This is a genomic window from Microbacterium sp. NRRL B-14842, from assembly GCF_050470785.1.
Map to the genome: position 1 here is coordinate 782,185 of NZ_JBFLUM010000001.1, position 17,588 is coordinate 799,772.

Annotated in this window: 19 protein-coding genes; 9 read left to right on the plus strand and 10 right to left on the minus strand. The window is 69.7% G+C overall.

All coding sequences use genetic code 11. The features are described from left to right. Nucleotides 1-16 precede the first annotated feature (16 nt). Nucleotides 17-736: an ABC transporter ATP-binding protein gene (locus tag AB1285_RS03945; protein WP_370428512.1), complete on the plus strand. Its 720-nt coding sequence runs from the start codon at nucleotides 17-19 to the stop codon at nucleotides 734-736. 76 nt (nucleotides 737-812) lie between these two features. After that, nucleotides 813-2,063, plus strand: coding sequence for an FAD-binding oxidoreductase (locus tag AB1285_RS03950; protein WP_370428459.1), 1,251 nt, complete (start codon nucleotides 813-815; stop codon nucleotides 2,061-2,063). A 51-nt stretch (nucleotides 2,064-2,114) separates the two neighbouring features. Here AB1285_RS03950 and gndA read toward each other — a convergent pair whose 3' ends face one another. Then, a complete protein-coding gene (gene gndA / locus AB1285_RS03955; protein WP_370428460.1) occupies nucleotides 2,115-3,569 on the minus strand; it encodes an NADP-dependent phosphogluconate dehydrogenase in 1,455 nt (484 codons plus the stop codon). Nucleotides 3,570-3,733: 164 nt separating this feature from the next. On the opposite strand from gndA, the gene AB1285_RS03960 reads away from it, so the two are divergent. Both AB1285_RS03960 and AB1285_RS03965 read left to right on the plus strand, forming a co-directional pair. Beyond that, nucleotides 3,734-4,792 carry a D-2-hydroxyacid dehydrogenase gene (locus tag AB1285_RS03960; protein ID WP_187661955.1) on the plus strand — a complete coding sequence of 353 codons (1,059 nt, stop codon included), beginning with the start codon at nucleotides 3,734-3,736 and terminating at the stop codon, nucleotides 4,790-4,792. 17 nt (nucleotides 4,793-4,809) lie between these two features. Then, the gene (locus tag AB1285_RS03965; protein WP_187661954.1) at nucleotides 4,810-5,334 is read left to right on the plus strand and encodes a gluconokinase; all 525 of its coding nucleotides are present in this window, start codon (nucleotides 4,810-4,812) and stop codon (nucleotides 5,332-5,334) included. Here the strand turns inward: AB1285_RS03965 and AB1285_RS03970 are convergent. Further along, nucleotides 5,319-5,444, minus strand: coding sequence for a hypothetical protein (locus AB1285_RS03970; protein WP_259954603.1), 126 nt, complete (start codon nucleotides 5,442-5,444; stop codon nucleotides 5,319-5,321). The genes AB1285_RS03965 and AB1285_RS03970 overlap by 16 nt on opposite strands. 225 nt (nucleotides 5,445-5,669) lie before the next feature. On the opposite strand from AB1285_RS03970, the gene AB1285_RS03975 reads away from it, so the two are divergent. Then, nucleotides 5,670-6,287: a 50S ribosomal protein L25/general stress protein Ctc gene (locus AB1285_RS03975; RefSeq protein WP_187661953.1), complete on the plus strand. Its 618-nt coding sequence runs from the start codon at nucleotides 5,670-5,672 to the stop codon at nucleotides 6,285-6,287. A gap of 96 nt (nucleotides 6,288-6,383) precedes the next feature. Beyond that, the gene (gene pth, locus AB1285_RS03980) at nucleotides 6,384-6,965 is read left to right on the plus strand and encodes an aminoacyl-tRNA hydrolase (RefSeq protein ID WP_187661952.1); all 582 of its coding nucleotides are present in this window, start codon (nucleotides 6,384-6,386) and stop codon (nucleotides 6,963-6,965) included. 16 nt (nucleotides 6,966-6,981) lie between these two features. Here pth and AB1285_RS03985 read toward each other — a convergent pair whose 3' ends face one another. Both AB1285_RS03985 and trpS read right to left on the minus strand, forming a co-directional pair. Continuing rightward, nucleotides 6,982-7,623, minus strand: a complete 642-nt coding sequence (locus AB1285_RS03985; protein ID WP_370428461.1) for a hypothetical protein — start codon at nucleotides 7,621-7,623, stop codon at nucleotides 6,982-6,984. A 26-nt stretch (nucleotides 7,624-7,649) separates the two neighbouring features. After that, entirely contained in the window at nucleotides 7,650-8,654 is a 1,005-nt protein-coding gene (trpS, locus tag AB1285_RS03990) for a tryptophan--tRNA ligase (RefSeq protein ID WP_370428462.1), read from the minus strand. Between the two features lie 62 nt (nucleotides 8,655-8,716). Between trpS and AB1285_RS03995 the strand changes: the two genes are divergently transcribed. Then, the gene (locus tag AB1285_RS03995) at nucleotides 8,717-9,382 is read left to right on the plus strand and encodes a DUF4166 domain-containing protein (protein WP_363590079.1); all 666 of its coding nucleotides are present in this window, start codon (nucleotides 8,717-8,719) and stop codon (nucleotides 9,380-9,382) included. Here the strand turns inward: AB1285_RS03995 and AB1285_RS04000 are convergent. The 6 genes from AB1285_RS04000 to sdhC form a co-directional block, all read right to left on the minus strand. Continuing rightward, a complete protein-coding gene (locus tag AB1285_RS04000; RefSeq protein ID WP_259954609.1) occupies nucleotides 9,376-10,215 on the minus strand; it encodes an exodeoxyribonuclease III in 840 nt (279 codons plus the stop codon). The two genes, AB1285_RS03995 and AB1285_RS04000, sit on opposite strands and share 7 nt — an antisense overlap. A 9-nt stretch (nucleotides 10,216-10,224) precedes the next feature. Continuing rightward, entirely contained in the window at nucleotides 10,225-11,430 is a 1,206-nt protein-coding gene (locus tag AB1285_RS04005) for a YihY/virulence factor BrkB family protein (RefSeq protein WP_187661948.1), read from the minus strand. A gap of 114 nt (nucleotides 11,431-11,544) precedes the next feature. Further along, nucleotides 11,545-12,312, minus strand: coding sequence for a succinate dehydrogenase iron-sulfur subunit (locus tag AB1285_RS04010; protein ID WP_187661947.1), 768 nt, complete (start codon nucleotides 12,310-12,312; stop codon nucleotides 11,545-11,547). A 2-nt stretch (nucleotides 12,313-12,314) separates the two neighbouring features. Next, on the minus strand, nucleotides 12,315-14,141 hold the full coding sequence (gene sdhA, locus AB1285_RS04015) for a succinate dehydrogenase flavoprotein subunit (protein WP_259954611.1): 1,827 nt from the start codon (nucleotides 14,139-14,141) through the stop codon (nucleotides 12,315-12,317). Nucleotides 14,142-14,160: 19 nt separating this feature from the next. Then, on the minus strand, nucleotides 14,161-14,601 hold the full coding sequence (locus AB1285_RS04020) for a succinate dehydrogenase hydrophobic membrane anchor subunit (RefSeq protein WP_149085820.1): 441 nt from the start codon (nucleotides 14,599-14,601) through the stop codon (nucleotides 14,161-14,163). Continuing rightward, nucleotides 14,601-15,035, minus strand: coding sequence for a succinate dehydrogenase, cytochrome b556 subunit (sdhC, locus tag AB1285_RS04025; RefSeq protein WP_082758508.1), 435 nt, complete (start codon nucleotides 15,033-15,035; stop codon nucleotides 14,601-14,603). Before sdhC ends, AB1285_RS04020 begins: the two co-directional genes overlap by 1 nt. A 165-nt stretch (nucleotides 15,036-15,200) precedes the next feature. Here sdhC and AB1285_RS04030 point away from each other — a divergent pair, with 165 nt between their 5' ends. Both AB1285_RS04030 and AB1285_RS04035 read left to right on the plus strand, forming a co-directional pair. Continuing rightward, nucleotides 15,201-16,316, plus strand: coding sequence for a mannose-1-phosphate guanylyltransferase (locus AB1285_RS04030; protein ID WP_071329657.1), 1,116 nt, complete (start codon nucleotides 15,201-15,203; stop codon nucleotides 16,314-16,316). Nucleotides 16,317-16,463: 147 nt separating this feature from the next. Next, entirely contained in the window at nucleotides 16,464-17,582 is a 1,119-nt protein-coding gene (locus AB1285_RS04035; protein ID WP_187661944.1) for a BMP family lipoprotein, read from the plus strand. The last annotated feature ends 6 nt before the right edge of the window (nucleotides 17,583-17,588 follow it).

Genomic DNA, 17,588 nt, shown 5'->3' on the forward strand with positions numbered 1-17,588 from the left:
GACCGAGATGACCACGATGACGGATTCCGAGGCCCGCGTTCCTGCCCCGTCGGCGGCGACCCCGCTGTACCGGGCGACGGGTGTCACGCGCACCTATACGCGGCGGGGACGGACGGTGACCGCGCTCACCGGCGTCGACCTGGAGATCATGCCCGGCGCCTTCGTCACGATCCAGGGGCCGACCGGAGGAGGCAAGTCGACGCTGCTGCAGCTGCTGGGGGCGCTCGACACCCCGACTGCTGGGACGTTGCAGCTGGACGGCCGTGAACTGTCGTCGGCGTCGCCGTCGGAGCTGGGACGGATCCGCGCGCAGGAGATCGGATTCGTCTTCCAGGGGTTCAACCTGATCCCGACGCTGACGGCGGTGGAGAACGTCGACATGGCCCTGGAGCCGCTCGGCATCGACCGGGCGGAACGACGCACGCGGGTCGCCGCCGCTCTCGCCCACGTCGGCCTGGCGGACCGCGGAGACCATCGTCCCGCAGAGTTGTCCGGCGGGCAGCAGCAGCGTGTCGCGATCGCGCGGGCGATCGTCAAACGCCCCCGAGTGCTGCTCGCGGACGAGCCGACGGGCAACCTCGACGAGAGCATGCGCGACGAGATCCTCGACCTCCTCGAACGGCTGTGCGCGGAGGGCATCACCATGGTCGTGGTCACGCACGACTCCGCGGTGGCGCGGCGGGCGACGAAACGGCTGCGTCTGACGCAGGGGACGGTGAGGGACATCACCCGGTAGTCGGCGGCGCGGGGGAGGGGCGGACGGCGAGCCGCCCCTCTTCCGCGATGTCCGACCCCGGGTCTACCGTGTGCTCATGGTCGACCACGTCGAATCCGCACAGCCCACCGTCCACCGTCCCTCCACCGTCTCCGAGGTTGCCGCGCTCGTCCGCGCCGCCGCGCAGGAGGCGGTCCCCCTGACCGTCGTCTCCGGCGGCCACGGGCCCTGGTCCCACGCCCCCGCTCCCGGTCTGCGCCTCGAACTCGGGGCGCTCTCCTCGATCGAGGTCGACGGCACCGCCGTGCGCATCGGCGGCGGTGCCGTGTGGGGCGACGTCGCGAAGACTCTCGCCGGCCACGGCCTCGCCCTGAGCTCCGGCGACACGGCCAGCGTCGGCGTCGGCGGTCTCACCCTCGGCGGCGGCATCGGCTGGATGGTGCGCGCCTGGGGTCTCGCCGTCGATCAGCTCGTCGGCGCCCAGGTCGTCACCGCGAGCGGAGACGTGGTGGAGGTCTCGGCCACGCAGCATCCCGACCTGTTCTGGGCGCTGCGCGGCGGTGGCGGCAACTTCGGCATCGTCACCCGTTTCGACTTCGAAGCGCATCGCCTGCCGGGGATCGCGCTGGCCGAGTCCGTCGTCGAGGGCGACGCGACGGCCGTGCTCCGGGCCGCGCGCGAACTCCTCCGCGACGCCCCGCGCGAGCTGACCGTCACGTACATGGACGTGCCGCCCATGGACCCGAGCGCTCCGGCCGGTGCCCGGCTGACCGCCGTGTGGGCCGGGCCCGACCCGGAGGCGCTGCGCGTGGAGCTCGCGCCGATCACCGCCCTCGACGGTGTCACGACGGAGATCACCGAACCCGCCTATCGGGAGATCCTGATGGAGATGCCGCAGCCCGAGGGCGGCGAGGCTCCCGCCCCTCCCGGGTTCCTCGGCGGGAACGGTCTCGTCGCCGACCTCGACGACGAGACGATCGATCGGCTGGTGGCCTATCGGCGGGAGTACCCCGCCTCGGTCGTCTTCCTCCGGTCCCTCGGCGGGGCGTTCGGCGACGTTCCGCAGGAGGAGACGGCCTTCCCGGCGCGCACCGCGACCTGGTTCGTCATGGCCGGCGCCTTCGATGTCCCGGGGATGCTCGACGAGGAGGGGCGGGCGAAGGCCGCCGCCGACGCGCAGCGGATCGTCGGGGGCCGCCTCGCCGAGTACAGCAACTTCGTCGACCGGGAGCGACCGGACGCGGTGTCCGGGATGTACGACGGCGACGGCTACGCGCGTCTGCGGGCGGTGAAGGCGCAGTGGGACCCGCAGAACCTGTTCCGCCGCAACCACAACATCCTCGTGTGACGCACGAAGGGCCGAGCACCGTACGGTGCCCGGCCCTTCGCAGACCCGAGGTCAGTGCGTGTCTTCGGCCTCGATCTCGGAGCGGTCGCCCGACCACAGCGTGTGGAAGGTGCCCTCCTTGTCGATGCGCTTGTAGGTGTGCGCGCCGAAGAAGTCGCGCTGACCCTGCACGAGAGCAGCCGGGAGGCGGTCGGCGCGGATGCCGTCGTAGTACGACAGCGACGACGAGAACGCCGGAGCCGGGATGCCGGACTGCGCCGCCGTGACCACCACACGACGCCATGCCGCCTGGCCGCGGGTGAGCGCCTCGGCGAAGTACGGAGCCGTCAGCAGCACGGGCAGGTCGGGGGTCTCCGCGTAGGCGTCGGCGATCCGGTTCAGGAACTGCGCACGGATGATGCAGCCGCCGCGCCAGATCTTCGAGATCGCACCGAGGTCGATGTTCCAGCCGTACTCGGCGGCGCCGGCACGGATCTCGTCGAAGCCCTGCGAGTACGCGACGATCTTGGAGGCGTAGAGCGCCAGGCGGACGTCCTCGACGAAAGCGTCGACCTCATCGGCCGGGACCGTGAACTCCTCGTCCGGACCGGGAAGCGCCGCGGCGACCGCGCGCTGCTCGGGGTGCGAGGAGAGCGAGCGGGCGAACGTCGCCTCGGCGATGCCCGAGACCGGGACGCCGAGCGAGAGTGCGGTCTGCACCGTCCAGGCGCCGGTGCCCTTCGCGCCGGCCTGGTCCAGGATGACGTCGACCAGCGGCTTACCGGTCGCCGCGTCGACCTGGCGCAGCACCTCGGCCGTGATCTCGATGAGGTACGACTCCAGCTCTCCGCGGTTCCACTCGGCGAAGATCTCGGCGATCTCTGCGGGGGTCTTGCCGGTGCCGCGACGGATGAGGTCGTAGGCCTCGGCGATGAGCTGCATGTCCGCGTACTCGATGCCGTTGTGCACCATCTTGACGAAGTGGCCGGCGCCGTCGTGGCCGACGTGCGTCACGCAGGGCTCGCCCTCGGCGACTGCGGCGATGGACTTCAGGATCGGCCCGAGCGTGATCCAGGACTCGTCCGAGCCGCCCGGCATGATCGAGGGGCCGGTGAGGGCGCCCTCCTCGCCGCCGGAGATACCCGCGCCGACGAAGTTGATGCCGGTCTCGCGGACCGCCTTCTCGCGGCGGATGGTGTCGGGGAAGTAGGCGTTGCCGCCGTCGACGATGATGTCGCCCGGCTCGAAGACCTCCACGAGGGAGTCGATCACGGCGTCGGTCGGCGCTCCGGCCTTGACCATGATGATCGCGGTGCGCGGCTTCTGCAGCGAGTCGGCGAACTCCTGGTACGTCTTCGCGGGGATGAAGCCCGCCTCGGGATGCTCGTCGAGGAGGGTCTGGGTCTTCTCGTAGCTGCGGTTGAAGATCGCCACGGTGTTGCCCTCGCGGCTCGCGAGGTTGCGGGCGAGGTTCGACCCCATGACGGCGAGTCCGACGACTCCGATGTTCGCTGATGCTTCGGGCACGGAAGGCTCCTCGATCGTGAAGAAGGGTTGTCTTCAGCGTATCGCTGTGCGCCGGATGGAGGCGCACCCGATGACGCATCACCGTCATCGTCCGCGACGTCGGGCGGTCCGGAGGCTCCGGACCTCTACGCTGAAGGGAGCACAGGAGCTGGAGGGAGTCGGTCGTGACGGAGTCCGAGAAGAAGGTCCGCGCCGTCGTCGCGGTGCCGTTGACGGAGGAGCTGTGCGGGCTCATCGAGGAGCTCGAGCCGCGGCTCGAGGTCATCCAGGATGCATCGCTCGTGCCTCCCATGCGCGGTCCGGCCGACTGGTCGGGCGACCCCGACTTCACCCGCACGCCGGAGCAGCAGCGCGCGTTCGAGGCCCTCGTCGACTCCGCTGACGTGCTCTTCGGCATCCCCGACGTCGACCCCGACGCACTTGCTCGGACGGTCTCTGCGAACCCGCGGCTGCGGTGGGTCATGACCACGGCGGCGGGCGGCGGCAGCACGGTCAAGGCCGCGGAACTCGACCGCGCCGACCTCGACCGCATCGTCTTCACCACCAGCGCCGGCGTCCACGGCGGCACGCTCGCCGAGTTCGCCCTCTTCGCGGTGCTCGCCGGGGCGAAGGACCTTCCGCGCCTGCGGATCGATCAGGATCAGCGCATCTGGCCCGAGCGGTGGGAGATGCGCCAGGTCGACGAGATGACCGTGCTCGTGGTGGGACTCGGCGGCATCGGCGCGGAGTGCGCCCGCCGTTTCCACGCTCTCGGCGCTCGGGTGTGGGGGACCACTCGCTCCGGTCGTCCGGTCGAGGGCGTCGATCGCCTCATCGCGCTGGACGACCTCGTGGACGCGGTGGGGGAGGTCGACGCGATCGTCGTCACGCTTCCGGGCACGGAGCAGACCAGACATCTCATCGGCGAGGAGGTTCTGCGGGCAGTGAAGCCCGGGGTCATCCTCACCAACGTCGGGCGCGGGAGCGTGGTCGATGAGACGGCGCTGCTCTCCGCCCTCGACGACGGCCGCGTCGGCTTCGCCGGGCTGGATGTCTTCGAGCAGGAGCCGCTGCCCGCCGAGTCCCCGCTGTGGGCGCACCCGCGCGTGCTCGTCAGCCCGCACACCGCGGCGCTCAGCTCGAAGGAGGAGGAGCGCATCGCGCGGCGGTTCGCCGAGAACGCCACCCGCCTGCTCGACGGTCGGGAGCTGCGCGCAGTGGTCGACACGGTCGAGTTCTACTGAATCGGGATGCAGCAGGCATGAGCGTGCGCATCGTCGTGATGGGGCCGAGCGGATCCGGGAAATCGACGGTCGGTGCGGCGCTGGCGGAGAGCCTCGAGGCGCGCTTCATGGACGGTGACGATCTGCATCCGCTGACCAACGTCGAGAAGATGGCAGCGGGGATCGCCCTCGATGACGAGGACCGGATGCCCTGGCTGCGGGTGGTCGGACGGACGCTCGCCGCCGAGACGCACATCGTCGTCGCCTGTTCCGCGCTGCGGCGGCGCTACCGGGATGCCATCAGGGCGGAGGCGCCGGACGCCTTCTTCGTCGAGCTCGGCGTGGCACGGGAGACGCTCGCCCGGCGACTGGGTGGACGGCCCGACCACTTCATGCCGGCCTCGCTGCTCGATTCCCAGCTCGACGCGTGGGAACCGCTGACGGGTGACGAGCCCGGCGTCCGGGTCGATGCCGCGCTCCCGCTGGTGCAGGAGGTGGCGGCGATCCGGAAGGCGCTCGCCGCGGAGACGGGAACGCCGGGGGAGCCTCAGTCCTTGCGGTAGCCCGAGCGGCCGAGCGAGAAGAGAGCCGCACCCGTGGCGACGGCCGCGCACACCGACATGGCGCCGATCAGCCAGAGGAGGACGTGGGAGAGGAAGGCGCCGTCGAGCATGGGGGTACTCCGAATTTCTGCAGTGGGGACCGGTGTCCTCAGCCTATCGGGTCATCCGGTACCATGGAGGCGTACCTCGGCGAGGGACGCTTCTGCGCGTGCGCGGGCGTCCGTGATCGACGCGGCGAAGCAAGCCCGGTGGCTTTCCTCACGCGTCCGCGTTCGAGTCCACAATTCCAAGACCACCGCGCGGCGCCTTCGCTGCGTGCCCCGAAGGAGAACCTCATGTCTGAAGACACCACGGTCCACGCCGAGCTGCGCAGCAGCTTCGGCAAGGGCTTCGCCCGTCGTCTGCGCGCCGCCGGCAAGATCCCCGCGGTCATCTACGGCCACGGCACCGAGCCCGTGCACGTCGCGCTGCCCGGCCACCAGGTCTCCCTGATCATCCGTCGCGCCAACGCGCTGCTCGACCTCGACATCGAGGGCACCTCGCAGCTCGCGCTCGTCAAGGACGTGCAGAAGGACCCGGTGCACCAGATCATCGAGCACATCGACCTCCTGGTCGTGAAGAAGGGCGAGAAGGTCGCCATCGACGTCCCCGTCGTCGTCACCGGTGAGTCGGCCCCCGGCACCATCGTCAACCTCGATGCCACGACCATCCAGGTCGAGGCGGAGGCCACCCACATCCCCGAGAACATCGAGGTCTCGGTCGAGGGTCTCGAGGAGGGCGCGCACATCACCGCCGCCGACGTCACCCTCCCGAAGGGCTCGACGCTCCTCACCGACGCCGAGGTCCTCGTGGTCGCGATCTCCGTCCCGGCCGCTCCGGTCGAGGACGAGGAGACCGAGGGCGAGTCCGCCGAGGGTGCCGCCGAGGCGTCCGAGGAGGCCGCCGCGGAGTGATCTCCGCCTGCTTCATCACGGAGGGGACGCGATCGGATCGCGTCCCCTCCGTCGTATCCTGACCGGGGTGACGGCTCCGGCGAGAGAGGACGAGGAATGGCAGCCACCTGGCTCGTGGTCGGTCTCGGCAATCCGGGACCCCGCTATGAGGCGACCCGCCACAACATCGGCCAGATGGTCGTCGATGAGCTCGCGGCACGCCGCGGAGAGAGCTTCCGGGAGCACAAGGGGGGCGCGCGCGTCGTCGAGACCTGGCTCCGGCCCGGTGCCGACAAGCTCGTGCTCGCCAAGCCGAACACGTTCATGAACGTCTCGGGAACCCCTGTCGCAGCGCTCGCCCGGTTCTACTCCGTCCCTCTCGACCACGTGGTCGTCGTGCACGACGAGCTCGACATCCCGTTCGACACGGTCAAGCTCAAGACCGGAGGAGGGCACGGCGGGCACAACGGCGTGCGTGACATCGCGCGGGCCCTCACGAGCCCGGACTTCCCGCGGGTGCGGGTCGGCATCGGCCGACCGGCGGGGCGCCAGGATCCTGCCGACTGGGTGCTCTCCCCGTTCGGCAAGGACGAGCGTGCGAACCTTCCCCTGCTCGTGGGTGACGCCGCGGACGCCGTCGAGCTCCTCGTCGGGGAAGGCCTGCTCGCCGCGCAGCAGAAGCATCACGCACCGCGCTGACCGGCGCCCCGCGGGGTCAGGTGGTGAAGGTGGCGTATCTCGCGGCGCCGCCGACGGCGAAGGCCGTGAACACGGCGACGAAGAAGATGACTGCGCCGAGGACGGCGACGATCAGCGCGGCGATGCCCGCTCCACGTCCCTGCTTCCGGCGGATCGCGATGATGCCCAGCACGATCGCGGCGATGCCGAGAACCGTGCCGGCCCAGAACGACAGCTCCGTCCACAGCACCTGATCACGCGCGGGGGACAGGAACCCGAGATCTCCCGAGGAGCCGCTGATGCCCTGCGGGATGCGGCGGCCCACCTCGAACGCGCTGACGCCGCCGATGATCGGCATGACGACGGCCGCGAGGATCGAGAGGCCGAGGGCGAGCAGGCCGAGGAACCCCGAGGGCTTCGGCGCGGCATCCGGCGCGGTGTACGTGCCGGACGGTGCTGCGTAGCCGCCCACGGGCACCTGATACGCCCCCGGAGGCGCAGCCGGGGGTGCCGGCTGGCCGTATCCGCCGGCGGGCGGGTACGGTGCCGGAGCCCTCGGCGGTACGGACGCGTACGCGGGCGGCGGGATCGCACCGGAGACCGAGTCCTGCGGGACCGAGGCCGCCGGAGGGGCGGGCGGAACGGCGCCGGACGGAGGGGGCAGCTGCGGATCGGTCACGATGTCATCCTAGGGTGGCGCGCGGCTCAGACCCGGCGCAGCAGTCCGACGCGGTCGTACACGTCGGACAGCGTCCGATCGGCGACGGCATCGGCGCGGGCGGCGTTCTCGGCGAGGATCCGGTCGAGCTCGGCCGGGTCGTCGAGGAGTTCGAGAGCACGGTCGCGCACCGGAGCGAACTCCTCCACGACGACCTCGGCGAGGCCCTTCTTGAAGTCGCCGTATCCGCGACCCGCGTACTCGTCCTCGATCGCGGGGATCTGGCGTCCGGTCAGCGCGGCGTAGATGGTCAGGAGGTTCGAGACGCCCGGCTTGGCCTCGCGATCGAACCGCACGGTGCCCTCGTTGTCGGTCACCGCGCGCATGATCTTCTTCGACGACTTCGCCGGGTCGTCCAGCATCCACAGCACGCCGGCATCGCTCTCGGCCGACTTCGACATCTTGGCCGTCGGATTCTGCAGGTCGTAGATGCGCGCCGTCTCCTTCTGGATGACCGGGACCGGCACCGTGAAGGTCTCGCCGAACCGCGAGTTGAAGCGCTCCGCGAGGTCGCGGGTGAGCTCGACGTGCTGCTTCTGGTCGTCGCCGACCGGCACGACGTCCGTCTGGTAGAGCAGGATGTCGGCGGCCATGAGCACGGGGTAGGTGAAGAGGCCGACGCTGGTCGCATCGGCGCCGTAGCGGGCCGACTTGTCCTTGAACTGGGTCATCCGTCCGGCCTCGCCGAAGCCGGTGATCGTGCTGAGGATCCAGGCGAGCTCGGCGTGCGCACGCACGTGCGACTGCACGTACAGCGTCGACTGCGAGGGCTCGATGCCCGCCGCGATGTACTGCGCGGCGGTACGGCGGGTCTTCTCGCGGAGCTCTGCCGGGTTCTGGGCGACGGTGAGGGCGTGCAGGTCGACGACGGAGAAGAACGCGTCGTACGAGGTCTGGAGCTCCCGCCACTGCAGGAGTGCGCCGATGTAGTTGCCGATCTGGAGGGAGTCGGCGGAGGGCTGCATTCCGGAATAGAGACGAGGCTTGTTCACCCGTCAATCCTATGCGTCCGCGCCGCGGACCCCTGCGCCGGCCGATCCCTTACGCTGACGTCATGACGAGCGGTGCGCCTCCGACGCGAGGACAGGTGTTCCTCGACGCGTTGGGCGCGGACGCCGAGCGTCTGCACCCGGAGATCCTCGCGCAGTATCGCGCTCCCGTCGCGGCGGGGCACGCGGAGGGGGTGTTCGCCGTCGCGGGGAGCCGCTTCGGTCGCGCAGCCGGTCTCGCGCGTCCGATCGTCGGGCCGGGTCTTCTGGTGCCGACATCGGGACGAGATGTCCCGTTCGTGCTCCGCACGGCCTCGGGGCGCACAGAGACCGGCCGCGCGACGCTCGACTCCATCCGCGAGTTCCGTTTCCCCGGACGGACCGCGCGGATCGTCGACCGGCTCACGGTGAGCGTGCGGCCGGGACTGGTCCGGAATCTCCTCGGTGCCCGAGGCCGCGTGGAGCTCATCGAGGAGTGCAGCGTGACGGCGGAGGGCTTCCTGCGGATGCGCACCGTCCGAGTCGCGCTGCGGCTGTGCGGTCGGCGGTTCGCGCTGCCCGGTCCGCTCGGCGTGCGCGTGGACCTGATCGACGGCTGGGACGCGGAGCACCGCCGGCGCACGATCGATATGCGTGCCGTGAACCCGCTGCTCGGCACCGTCTTGGAGTACCGCGGATGGTATCGGGAGTCGGAGCCGTCGCCCTCGGAGCAGCCCGACCCGGGTCAGTAGGTGTAGTCGACGACGACCGGCGCGTGGTCGCTCCAGCGCTGGTCGTACGCGGCCGCACGCGCCACGTGGTACGCCTGGACGCGCTCGGCGAGAGCGGGCGTGGCCAGGTGGTAGTCGATGCGCCATCCCGAGTCGTTGTCGAAGGCCTTCCCGCGCATGGACCACCAGGTGTACGGCCCGTCCACCTCGCCGTGGAAGCGGCGGCCGACGTCCACCCAGCCCAGGCCGGTGCCGACCGAGCCGTCGACGCCGGTGACCGGGGTCCCGGCCTCACCGAGGAAGCGATCGAAGTAGGCGCGCTCACGCGGCAGGAAGCCGGCCTTGGTGCGGTTGCCGCGCCAGTTCTTGATGTCGAGCTCGCGGTGCCCCACGTTGAGGTCGCCGGTGACGAGGGCGAGGGCGCCGTCGGTGTTCAGGCTCGCCAGTCGCGCTTCGAACGCGTCGAGGAACTTCCACTTCTCGTCCTGCTTCGGGGTGTCGGCCTCGCCGGAGTGCACGTAGGCGCTGACGACGGTGAGCGGACGGTCGCCGATCAGGAAGTCGGCCTCGATCCAGCGCCCCTTGGAGTCGAAGTCCTCCGGGCCGAAGTCCGCCCGGGAGGCGAGCGCGGGGAGGCGGCTGGCGATCGCGACGCCTGCGCGCCCCTTGGCCGTGGCCTCGTCGTGGACGAAGGTCCAGCCGGGGAGGGCGGCCTCGATGTGCTCGTCCTGCCCGCGCACCTCCTGAAGGGTGAGGATGTCGATGTCCGCGGCGTCCAGCCACGTGCTCATCCCGTTGCGGGCGGCCGCCCGGATCCCGTTGACATTGACCGAGGCGATACGCAGGTGAGGCATTCCTCCAGCCTAACGAGCACCGCCGACATCGCGGTTCTGACGGTGATCGAGCTCGGAGAGCAGGCGCTGCGCGAGAGGGGAGGTCGGGGGCGCGGGCGGGGGAGCAGAGGTCTCCAGTCGCGCGACCTCGTCCTCCGCCTCGCGGACGGCGTGCCCGGCCGCCCAGCTCCGATACCACGGGGCCTCGTCTTGCGCGGCTCGGGCGTCGCGCAATCGGATCCGCGCCGCCGCGAGCAGGGTGGCGTGCTCCGCCACCCGCCGCTCGGCCTCCGTCGGCAGCAGGAGCGGGAGGTCGCGGTCCTGGGCGGCGACGGCGATCCAGGAGGCGGCGACGAGCATGACCACCCCGTTCACCCGGAACCACAGCAGCAGCCCGACGAAGATCGCGAAGGTCGCCAGCAGGGGATTCGACGGCGTGTAGCTCAGGAGGAACCCGACCCCGAACTGCAGCACCGTCATGGCCGCGCCGCCGAGGAGGGCGCCCGGCCAGATGGTGCTCCAGTGCAGCGAGGTGCCGGTGAGGAAGCGCACCATCGCCGCCAGCGCCCCCGTCAGCAGGACGAACGACACGAGCACCGTGCCGATCCGGATGCCGAGGTTGAGGCCGTCCGATCCCGCGTCCCAGCCGAGGAGCGAGAGCACCCAGCTCAGCACGGCGGCGCTGGCCGAGCTGAGGGCGGAGCCGAGGATCAGCGAGACACCGAAGATGAGGGCGGCGAGGAGGTCGCGCGCTTTGAGGAGGAGGTAGCTGCGGCGGTCGGGCTCGAGGCCGAAGATGTCCCGCACGGCTCGCCGGGAGAAGGTCACCCAGCCGATCGCCGTCCAGATGACCGTGCCGAGCGCGATGAGGCCGGTGATTCCGAGGAACCCGGTGGTGTTCGACGCGATCTCCTGCACCTGTGCGGGCGTGAAGACGCCGCCCTCGTCGAGGATGAGGTTCGGGATGTAGTTGTTGATGATGTCGATGAGCCCGTTCACGGCCTCCTCGCTGCCGCCGAGCCAGAGCCCTGTGATGGCGAACGCGAGGTAGACCGCGGCGAAGATGGCGAACAGCGCCTGGTAGCTCACCCCGGCGGCGAGCAGGAAGCCGTTGTGTTGCAGGAAGTGACGCCACACCCGCACCGGGAAAAGACCGAGGGTCCGCCGCGTCAGCGCGGTCGCGCGCTCGACCGCGGCATCGAGGCGACCATCGGTCGCCGAACCGGGCTCGGACACGCCCCCACCCTACCCAAGACCGATCACGCCCTTCCGCGAGAACAGGCACAGACGCGAGAACAGGCGGCCCCGTCCGGGACCGCCTGTTCTCGCGTGAATGCCTGTGTCGGCGCGTCAGGGACGGCCGCGGAGGACCGCCTGCTTGACCTCGGCGATGGCCTTGGTGACCTCGATGCCGCGGGGGCACGCCTCGGAGCAGTTGAAGGTCGTGCGGCAGCGCCAGACGCCTTCCTTGTCGTTGAGGATGTCGAGGCGGACCGCAGCGTTGTCGTCACGCGAGTCGAAGATGAAGCGATGCGCGTTGACGATGGCCGCCGGGCCGAAGTACTGTCCGTCGGTCCAGAACACCGGGCATGACGAGGTGCACGCGGCGCAGAGGATGCACTTGGTGGTGTCGTCGAAGATCTCGCGGTCGGCGATGGACTGCGTGCGCTCCTTGCCCTTCTCCGGCACGGAGTTCGCGACGAGGAACGGCTGCACCTCGCGGTACGACGCGAAGAACGGCTCCATGTCGACGACGAGGTCCTTCTCCAGCGGCAGGCCCTTGATGGCCTCGACGTAGATCGGCTTCGAGATGTCGAGGTCCTTGATCAGCGTCTTGCACGCCAGGCGGTTGCGGCCGTTGATGCGCATGGCGTCGGAGCCGCAGATGCCGTGGGCGCAGGAGCGCCGGAAGGTGAGCGAGCCGTCGACCTCCCACTTGATCTTGTGCAGGGCGTCGAGGACGCGGTCGGTGGAGTAGAGCTCCACGTCGTAGTCGACCCAGTGCGGCTCGGCGTCGATCTCCGGGTCGAACCGACGGATGTTGAAGGTGACGATGAAGGACTGGATCCCGGTCTCTTCCGTCGTGTCTGCCGGGGCCTCGGCGAGGGCGTTGGACATGCTCAGTACTTCCTCTCCATCGGCGGGTAGTTGAACTCGCCCTTGTCGTTCTTGGTGAAGACGACGGGCTTCCAGTCGAGCTTGATGTGGTCGCTCGGGTCGGAGGAGTGCGGGTCGCCCGTGAGGTACGCCATGGTGTGCTTCATGTAGTTCTCGTCGTCGCGCTTCGGGAAGTCGTCGCGCATGTGGCCGCCGCGGCTCTCCTCGCGGTTCTGTGCGGCGTAGACGACGACCTCGGCGATGTCGAGCAGGAAGCCCAGCTCGACCGCCTCGAGCAGGTCGGTGTTGAACCGGTGGCCCTTGTCGTCGACGTGCACGTTCTTGTAGCGCTCACGGAGCTCGGCGATCACGCCGAGGACGTGCTGGAGGGATTCGTGCGTGCGGAACACCTGCGCGCCCTTGTCCATCTCGTCCTGCAGCGTCTTGCGCAGCACGGCGATCCGCTCGGTGCCCTGGTTGTTGCGCAGGCCCTCGAGCATGTCGGAGACGAACGCCGCGGGGTTCTCCGGAAGCGGGACGAAGTCCGCCGTCTTGACGTACTCCACCGCGTTGCGACCCGACCGCTTGCCGAACACGTTGATGTCGAGCAGCGAGTTCGTGCCGAGACGGTTGGCGCCGTGCACCGAGACGCAGGCGCACTCGCCGGCGGCGTAGAGACCGGGGACGACGGTGTCGTTGTCCGCGAGCACCTCGCCGTTGTTGTTCGTGGGGATGCCACCCATGGCGTAGTGCGCGGTGGGCATGACGGGCACCGGCTCGACGACCGGATCGACGCCCAGGTACGTGCGGGCGAACTCGGTGATGTCCGGGAGCTTGGTCTCGAGCACCTCGGCGCCCAGGTGCGTGCAGTCCAGCAGCACGTAGTCCTTGTGGGGACCGGCGCCGCGGCCCTCGGCGACCTCCTGGACCATGCAGCGCGCGACGATGTCACGAGGCGCCAGGTCCTTGATGGTGGGGGCGTAGCGCTCCATGAACCGCTCACCGGAGGCGTTGCGGAGGATCGCGCCCTCACCGCGCGCACCCTCGGTGAGGAGGATGCCGAGGCCGGCGAGACCGGTCGGGTGGAACTGGAAGAACTCGAGGTCCTCGAGGGGGAGGCCCTTGCGCCAGACGATGCCCACGCCGTCGCCGGTGAGCGTGTGCGCGTTGGAGGTCGTCTTGAAGATCTTGCCGAAGCCGCCGGTCGCGAAGATCACGGCCTTGGACTGGAAGACGTGCAGCTCGCCCGTGGCGAGGTCGTACGCGACGACGCCGGCGACCTGCGTCGCCCCCGCCGCGTCCTTCACGGTGATGAGGTCGAGCACGTAGAACTCGTTGAAGAAGTTGATGCCGAGCTTGACGCAGTTCTGGAACAGCGTCTGCAGGATCATGTGGCCGGTGCGGTCGGCGGCGTAGCACGCGCGGCGGACCGGGGTCTTGCCGTGCTCGGCCGTGTGGCCGCCGAAGCGGCGCTGGTCGATCTTGCCCTCAGGGGTGCGGTTGAAGGGGAGGCCCATGTTCTCGAGGTCGATGACCGCGTCGATGGCCTCCTTCGCGAGGATCTCCGCCGCGTCCTGGTCGACGAGGTAGTCGCCGCCCTTGACGGTGTCGAAGGTGTGCCACTCCCAGGAGTCCTCCTCGACGTTCGCGAGGGCCGCCGCCATGCCGCCCTGCGCGGCACCGGTGTGCGACCGCGTCGGGTACAGCTTGGAGATCACGGCCGTCTTCGCGCCGGGGCCGGCCTCGATGGCCGCCCGCATGCCGGCGCCGCCGGCGCCCACGATGACGATGTCGAACTGGTGGTAGTGCACGCCGTCACGGACGACGGAATCCTGCGTCTGGGTAGTCACTTCTCGTTTGCCTCTTCTTCTAGCCCTGCGCCTGGCAGGTCTCCCACAGCGTGCTCGACTCGGTCACACCCAGGCACGGGTCGAACGTGAAGACGACCAGGGTGCCGAGGAGGATGAGCAGGCCCGCGGCCAGGCCGAGGGCCCAGACGAGCGCCTTGCGCGCGGTGGGGTTGGTCACGTAGTCGTTCACGATCGTGCGCATGCCGTTGGCGCCGTGGATGAGGGCGAGCCAGAGCATCAGCACGTCCCACCACTGCCAGAACGGCGTGGCGAACTTGCCGGCGATGAAGGCGAAGTCGAGGGCGTGGATGCCCTCGCCGACCATGAGGTTGACGAAGAGGTGGCCGAAGATCAGCACGACGAGCACGACGCCCGAGACGCGCATGAAGACCCAGCCCCACTTCTCGAGGTTGATGCCGCGCTGACGGCGGGCGGGAGCGGCGACGGTCTGCGCGCTCATCAGTGTCCTCCTCCGAAGCCGGCGAACGCGAGCATCAGGTGACGCGGCACGAAGCCGGCCATGATGATGCCCCACACGAGCAGCACGCCCCAGAACAGCTGGCGCTGGTACTTGGCGCCCTTCGACCAGAAGTCGACGGCGATGATGCGCAGGCCGTTCATGGCGTGGAACACGATGCCCGCCACGAGCACGACCTCGCCGATCGCCATGACCGGGTTCTTGTACGTGCCGATGACCGCGTCGTACGCCTCCGGCGACACCCTGATCAGCGCCGTGTCGAGCACGTGCACCAACAGGAAGAAGAAGATGGCGACTCCGGTGATGCGGTGAAGCACCCACGACCACATGCCTTCGCGACCCCGGTAGAGGGTGCCGCGGGGGGTCTTGGACGTGGTTTCCGAAATCGACGGTGTCAAGCGAGCGCTTGTGGACACGGTCGTCCTCCCTGGATCGATGTGTTTCGGTCGCGTGCGCTGCTTCGTCCACATCTGGCCTGGAGGAGGGTCAGGCACGCCCGATCGGAGTCCATCCTATTCCCGTGCGGACGCCGCGGGCGACGAAGGGGAGCCTAAGTCGAACCCGCCGCTACGCTGGCCTGCATGAGCGAGCCGATCGAAGACTTCTATGCGGTCATCCCCGCCGGTGGCATCGGCAGTCGGCTGTGGCCGCTGTCCCGCGCGGACGCCCCGAAGTTCCTGCACGACCTCACCGGCTCCGGCCATTCGCTGCTGCGCGATACGTGGGACCGGCTGGAGCCGCTCGCCGGACCGGACCGGATCGCGGTGGTCACCGGCCGCGCCCACCGAGCTGCGGTGGAGGCGGAGCTGCCCGGCATCGCCGACCTCAACGTCTTCCTGGAATCCGAGCCCCGCGAGTCCGCGGCGGCGATCGGGCTGGCCGCGGCCGTGCTGCATCGGCGCAACCCGGACGTGATCATCGGCTCGTTCAGCGCGGACCACGTCATCCGGGGCACGCGGGTCTTCGAGTTCGCCGTCCGCGACGCCGTCGAGGTCGCCAGGGAGGGCTACATCTGCACGATCGGCATCGCGCCGACCGAGCCGGCGGTCGGCTTCGGCTACATCAAGAAGGGGCCGGAGCTGGTCGTGGAGCGCGCCAGGGAGGCGGCCCTCGTCGAGAGCTTCGTCGAGAAGCCGGATCTGGAGACGGCCAGGGCCTACCTCGCCGAGCGCACCTACCTGTGGAACGCGGGCATGTTCATCGCGAAGGCGAGCGTCCTGCTGGACGAGCTCGCGGCCAACGAGCCCGCCCTGCACGCCGGTCTTCTCGAACTCGCCGAGGCCTGGGACGACCGGGAGCTCCGCGGGCCCGCCGTCGACCGCATCTGGCCACGGCTGAAGAAGATCGCGATCGACTACGCCGTCGCGGAGCCGGCGGCGCGGCGCGGGCGTCTCGCCGTGGTCCCCGGGCACTTCGACTGGGACGACGTGGGGGACTTCGCGTCGCTGACGAAGCTCATCACGAACGGCCGCAAGAACGACCTCGCCGTCCTCGGGCCCCGCGCCCGGGTGCTGACCGACGCGGCCAGCGGCATCCTCGTCAGCCAGACCACCCGCGTGATCAGCCTGGTGGGGGTGCAGGACATCGTCGTGGTCGACACCCCGGACGCGCTCCTGGTCACAACGGTCGAGAACGCGCAGCGGGTGAAGGGCGTGGTGGAGTCGCTCAAACTCAACGGCCAGGGCGACGTGCTCTGATGAGCAGCGCTCCATGCTCATCGGCAGGGTTGATTTCAGCTTTGTAACCATTGGCCCGGCCGCCCGGGGCCGACGTGCACGAACGTCGAAACACTAGGTAACTTTGATCGATCCGCGATGGCCGCGGGTTCGTTGAGGGAGGCATCCGTGACCATCTCCACCACCAAGAAGCTGCTCGGCGCGACGGTCGCCGCCGGTGTCGTCTTCGCTCTTGCCGGCTGCGGTCAGGCGCCGACCGACGAGTCCGAGGGCGGATCCGCCCCCGTCGACTCCGACTTCAAGCCGTGCCTCATCTCCGACGCCGGCGGCTGGAACGACAAGTCGTTCAACCAGTCGGCCAAGGAGGGCATGGACAGCGCCGCCGACGAGCTCGGCATCAAGCCGCTGGAGTTCGAGTCCGCCAACGACAACGACTACGCGCCGAACCTCGAGACCGCCGTCTCCGAAGGCTGCTCGCTCATCGTCTCGGTCGGCTTCAAGCTGTCCGCAGCCACGGTCGAGTCCGCGCTCGCGAACCCCGAGATCGACTACGCGATCATCGACGACTGGGCTGACAACGACTTCGACGGCACCACCGACGCGCCGAACATCAAGCCCCTCGTCTTCGACACCGCTCAGGCTGCCTACCTCGGCGGCTACGCCGCGGCCGCCTGGTCCGCAGAGGCCGGCGTGAACAAGGTCGGCACCTTCGGCGGCATGCAGATCCCGTCGGTCGCCGTCTTCATGGACGGCTACCAGCTCGGTGTCGAGAAGTACAACGAGGACAAGTCGGCCGACGTCCAGGTCTTCGGTTGGGACGCCGCCACCCAGAAGGGCTCCTTCACGGGCGGCTTCGACGCCAACGACACGGCCAAGCAGACCGCCCAGGGCGTGCTCGACCAGGGTGTCGACGTCATCCTCCCCGTCGGCGGCCCGGTCTACCAGAGCGCCGCAGCGGCGATCAACGACAGCGGCAAGGACACGCTGATGCTCGGTGTCGACAGCGACCTCGCCGTCGCCGACCCCAGCGTCGCCGACATCACGCTCGTCTCCATCATGAAGGCCATCGACGTGGCCGTCCGCGACGCGACGCTCGCGGCCGCCGCCGGCGAGTTCGATCCGGAGCCCTACATCGGCACGCTCGAGAACGAGGGCGTGAAGCTCTCCGGCTTCGGCGACTTCGAGGCGGACCTGCCCGAGGGCCTCACGGACGAGCTGTCCGCTCTCCAGGAGCAGATCATCTCCGGCGACATCACGGTGGAGTCCGAGAACTCTCCCACCCGCTGAGTCGGA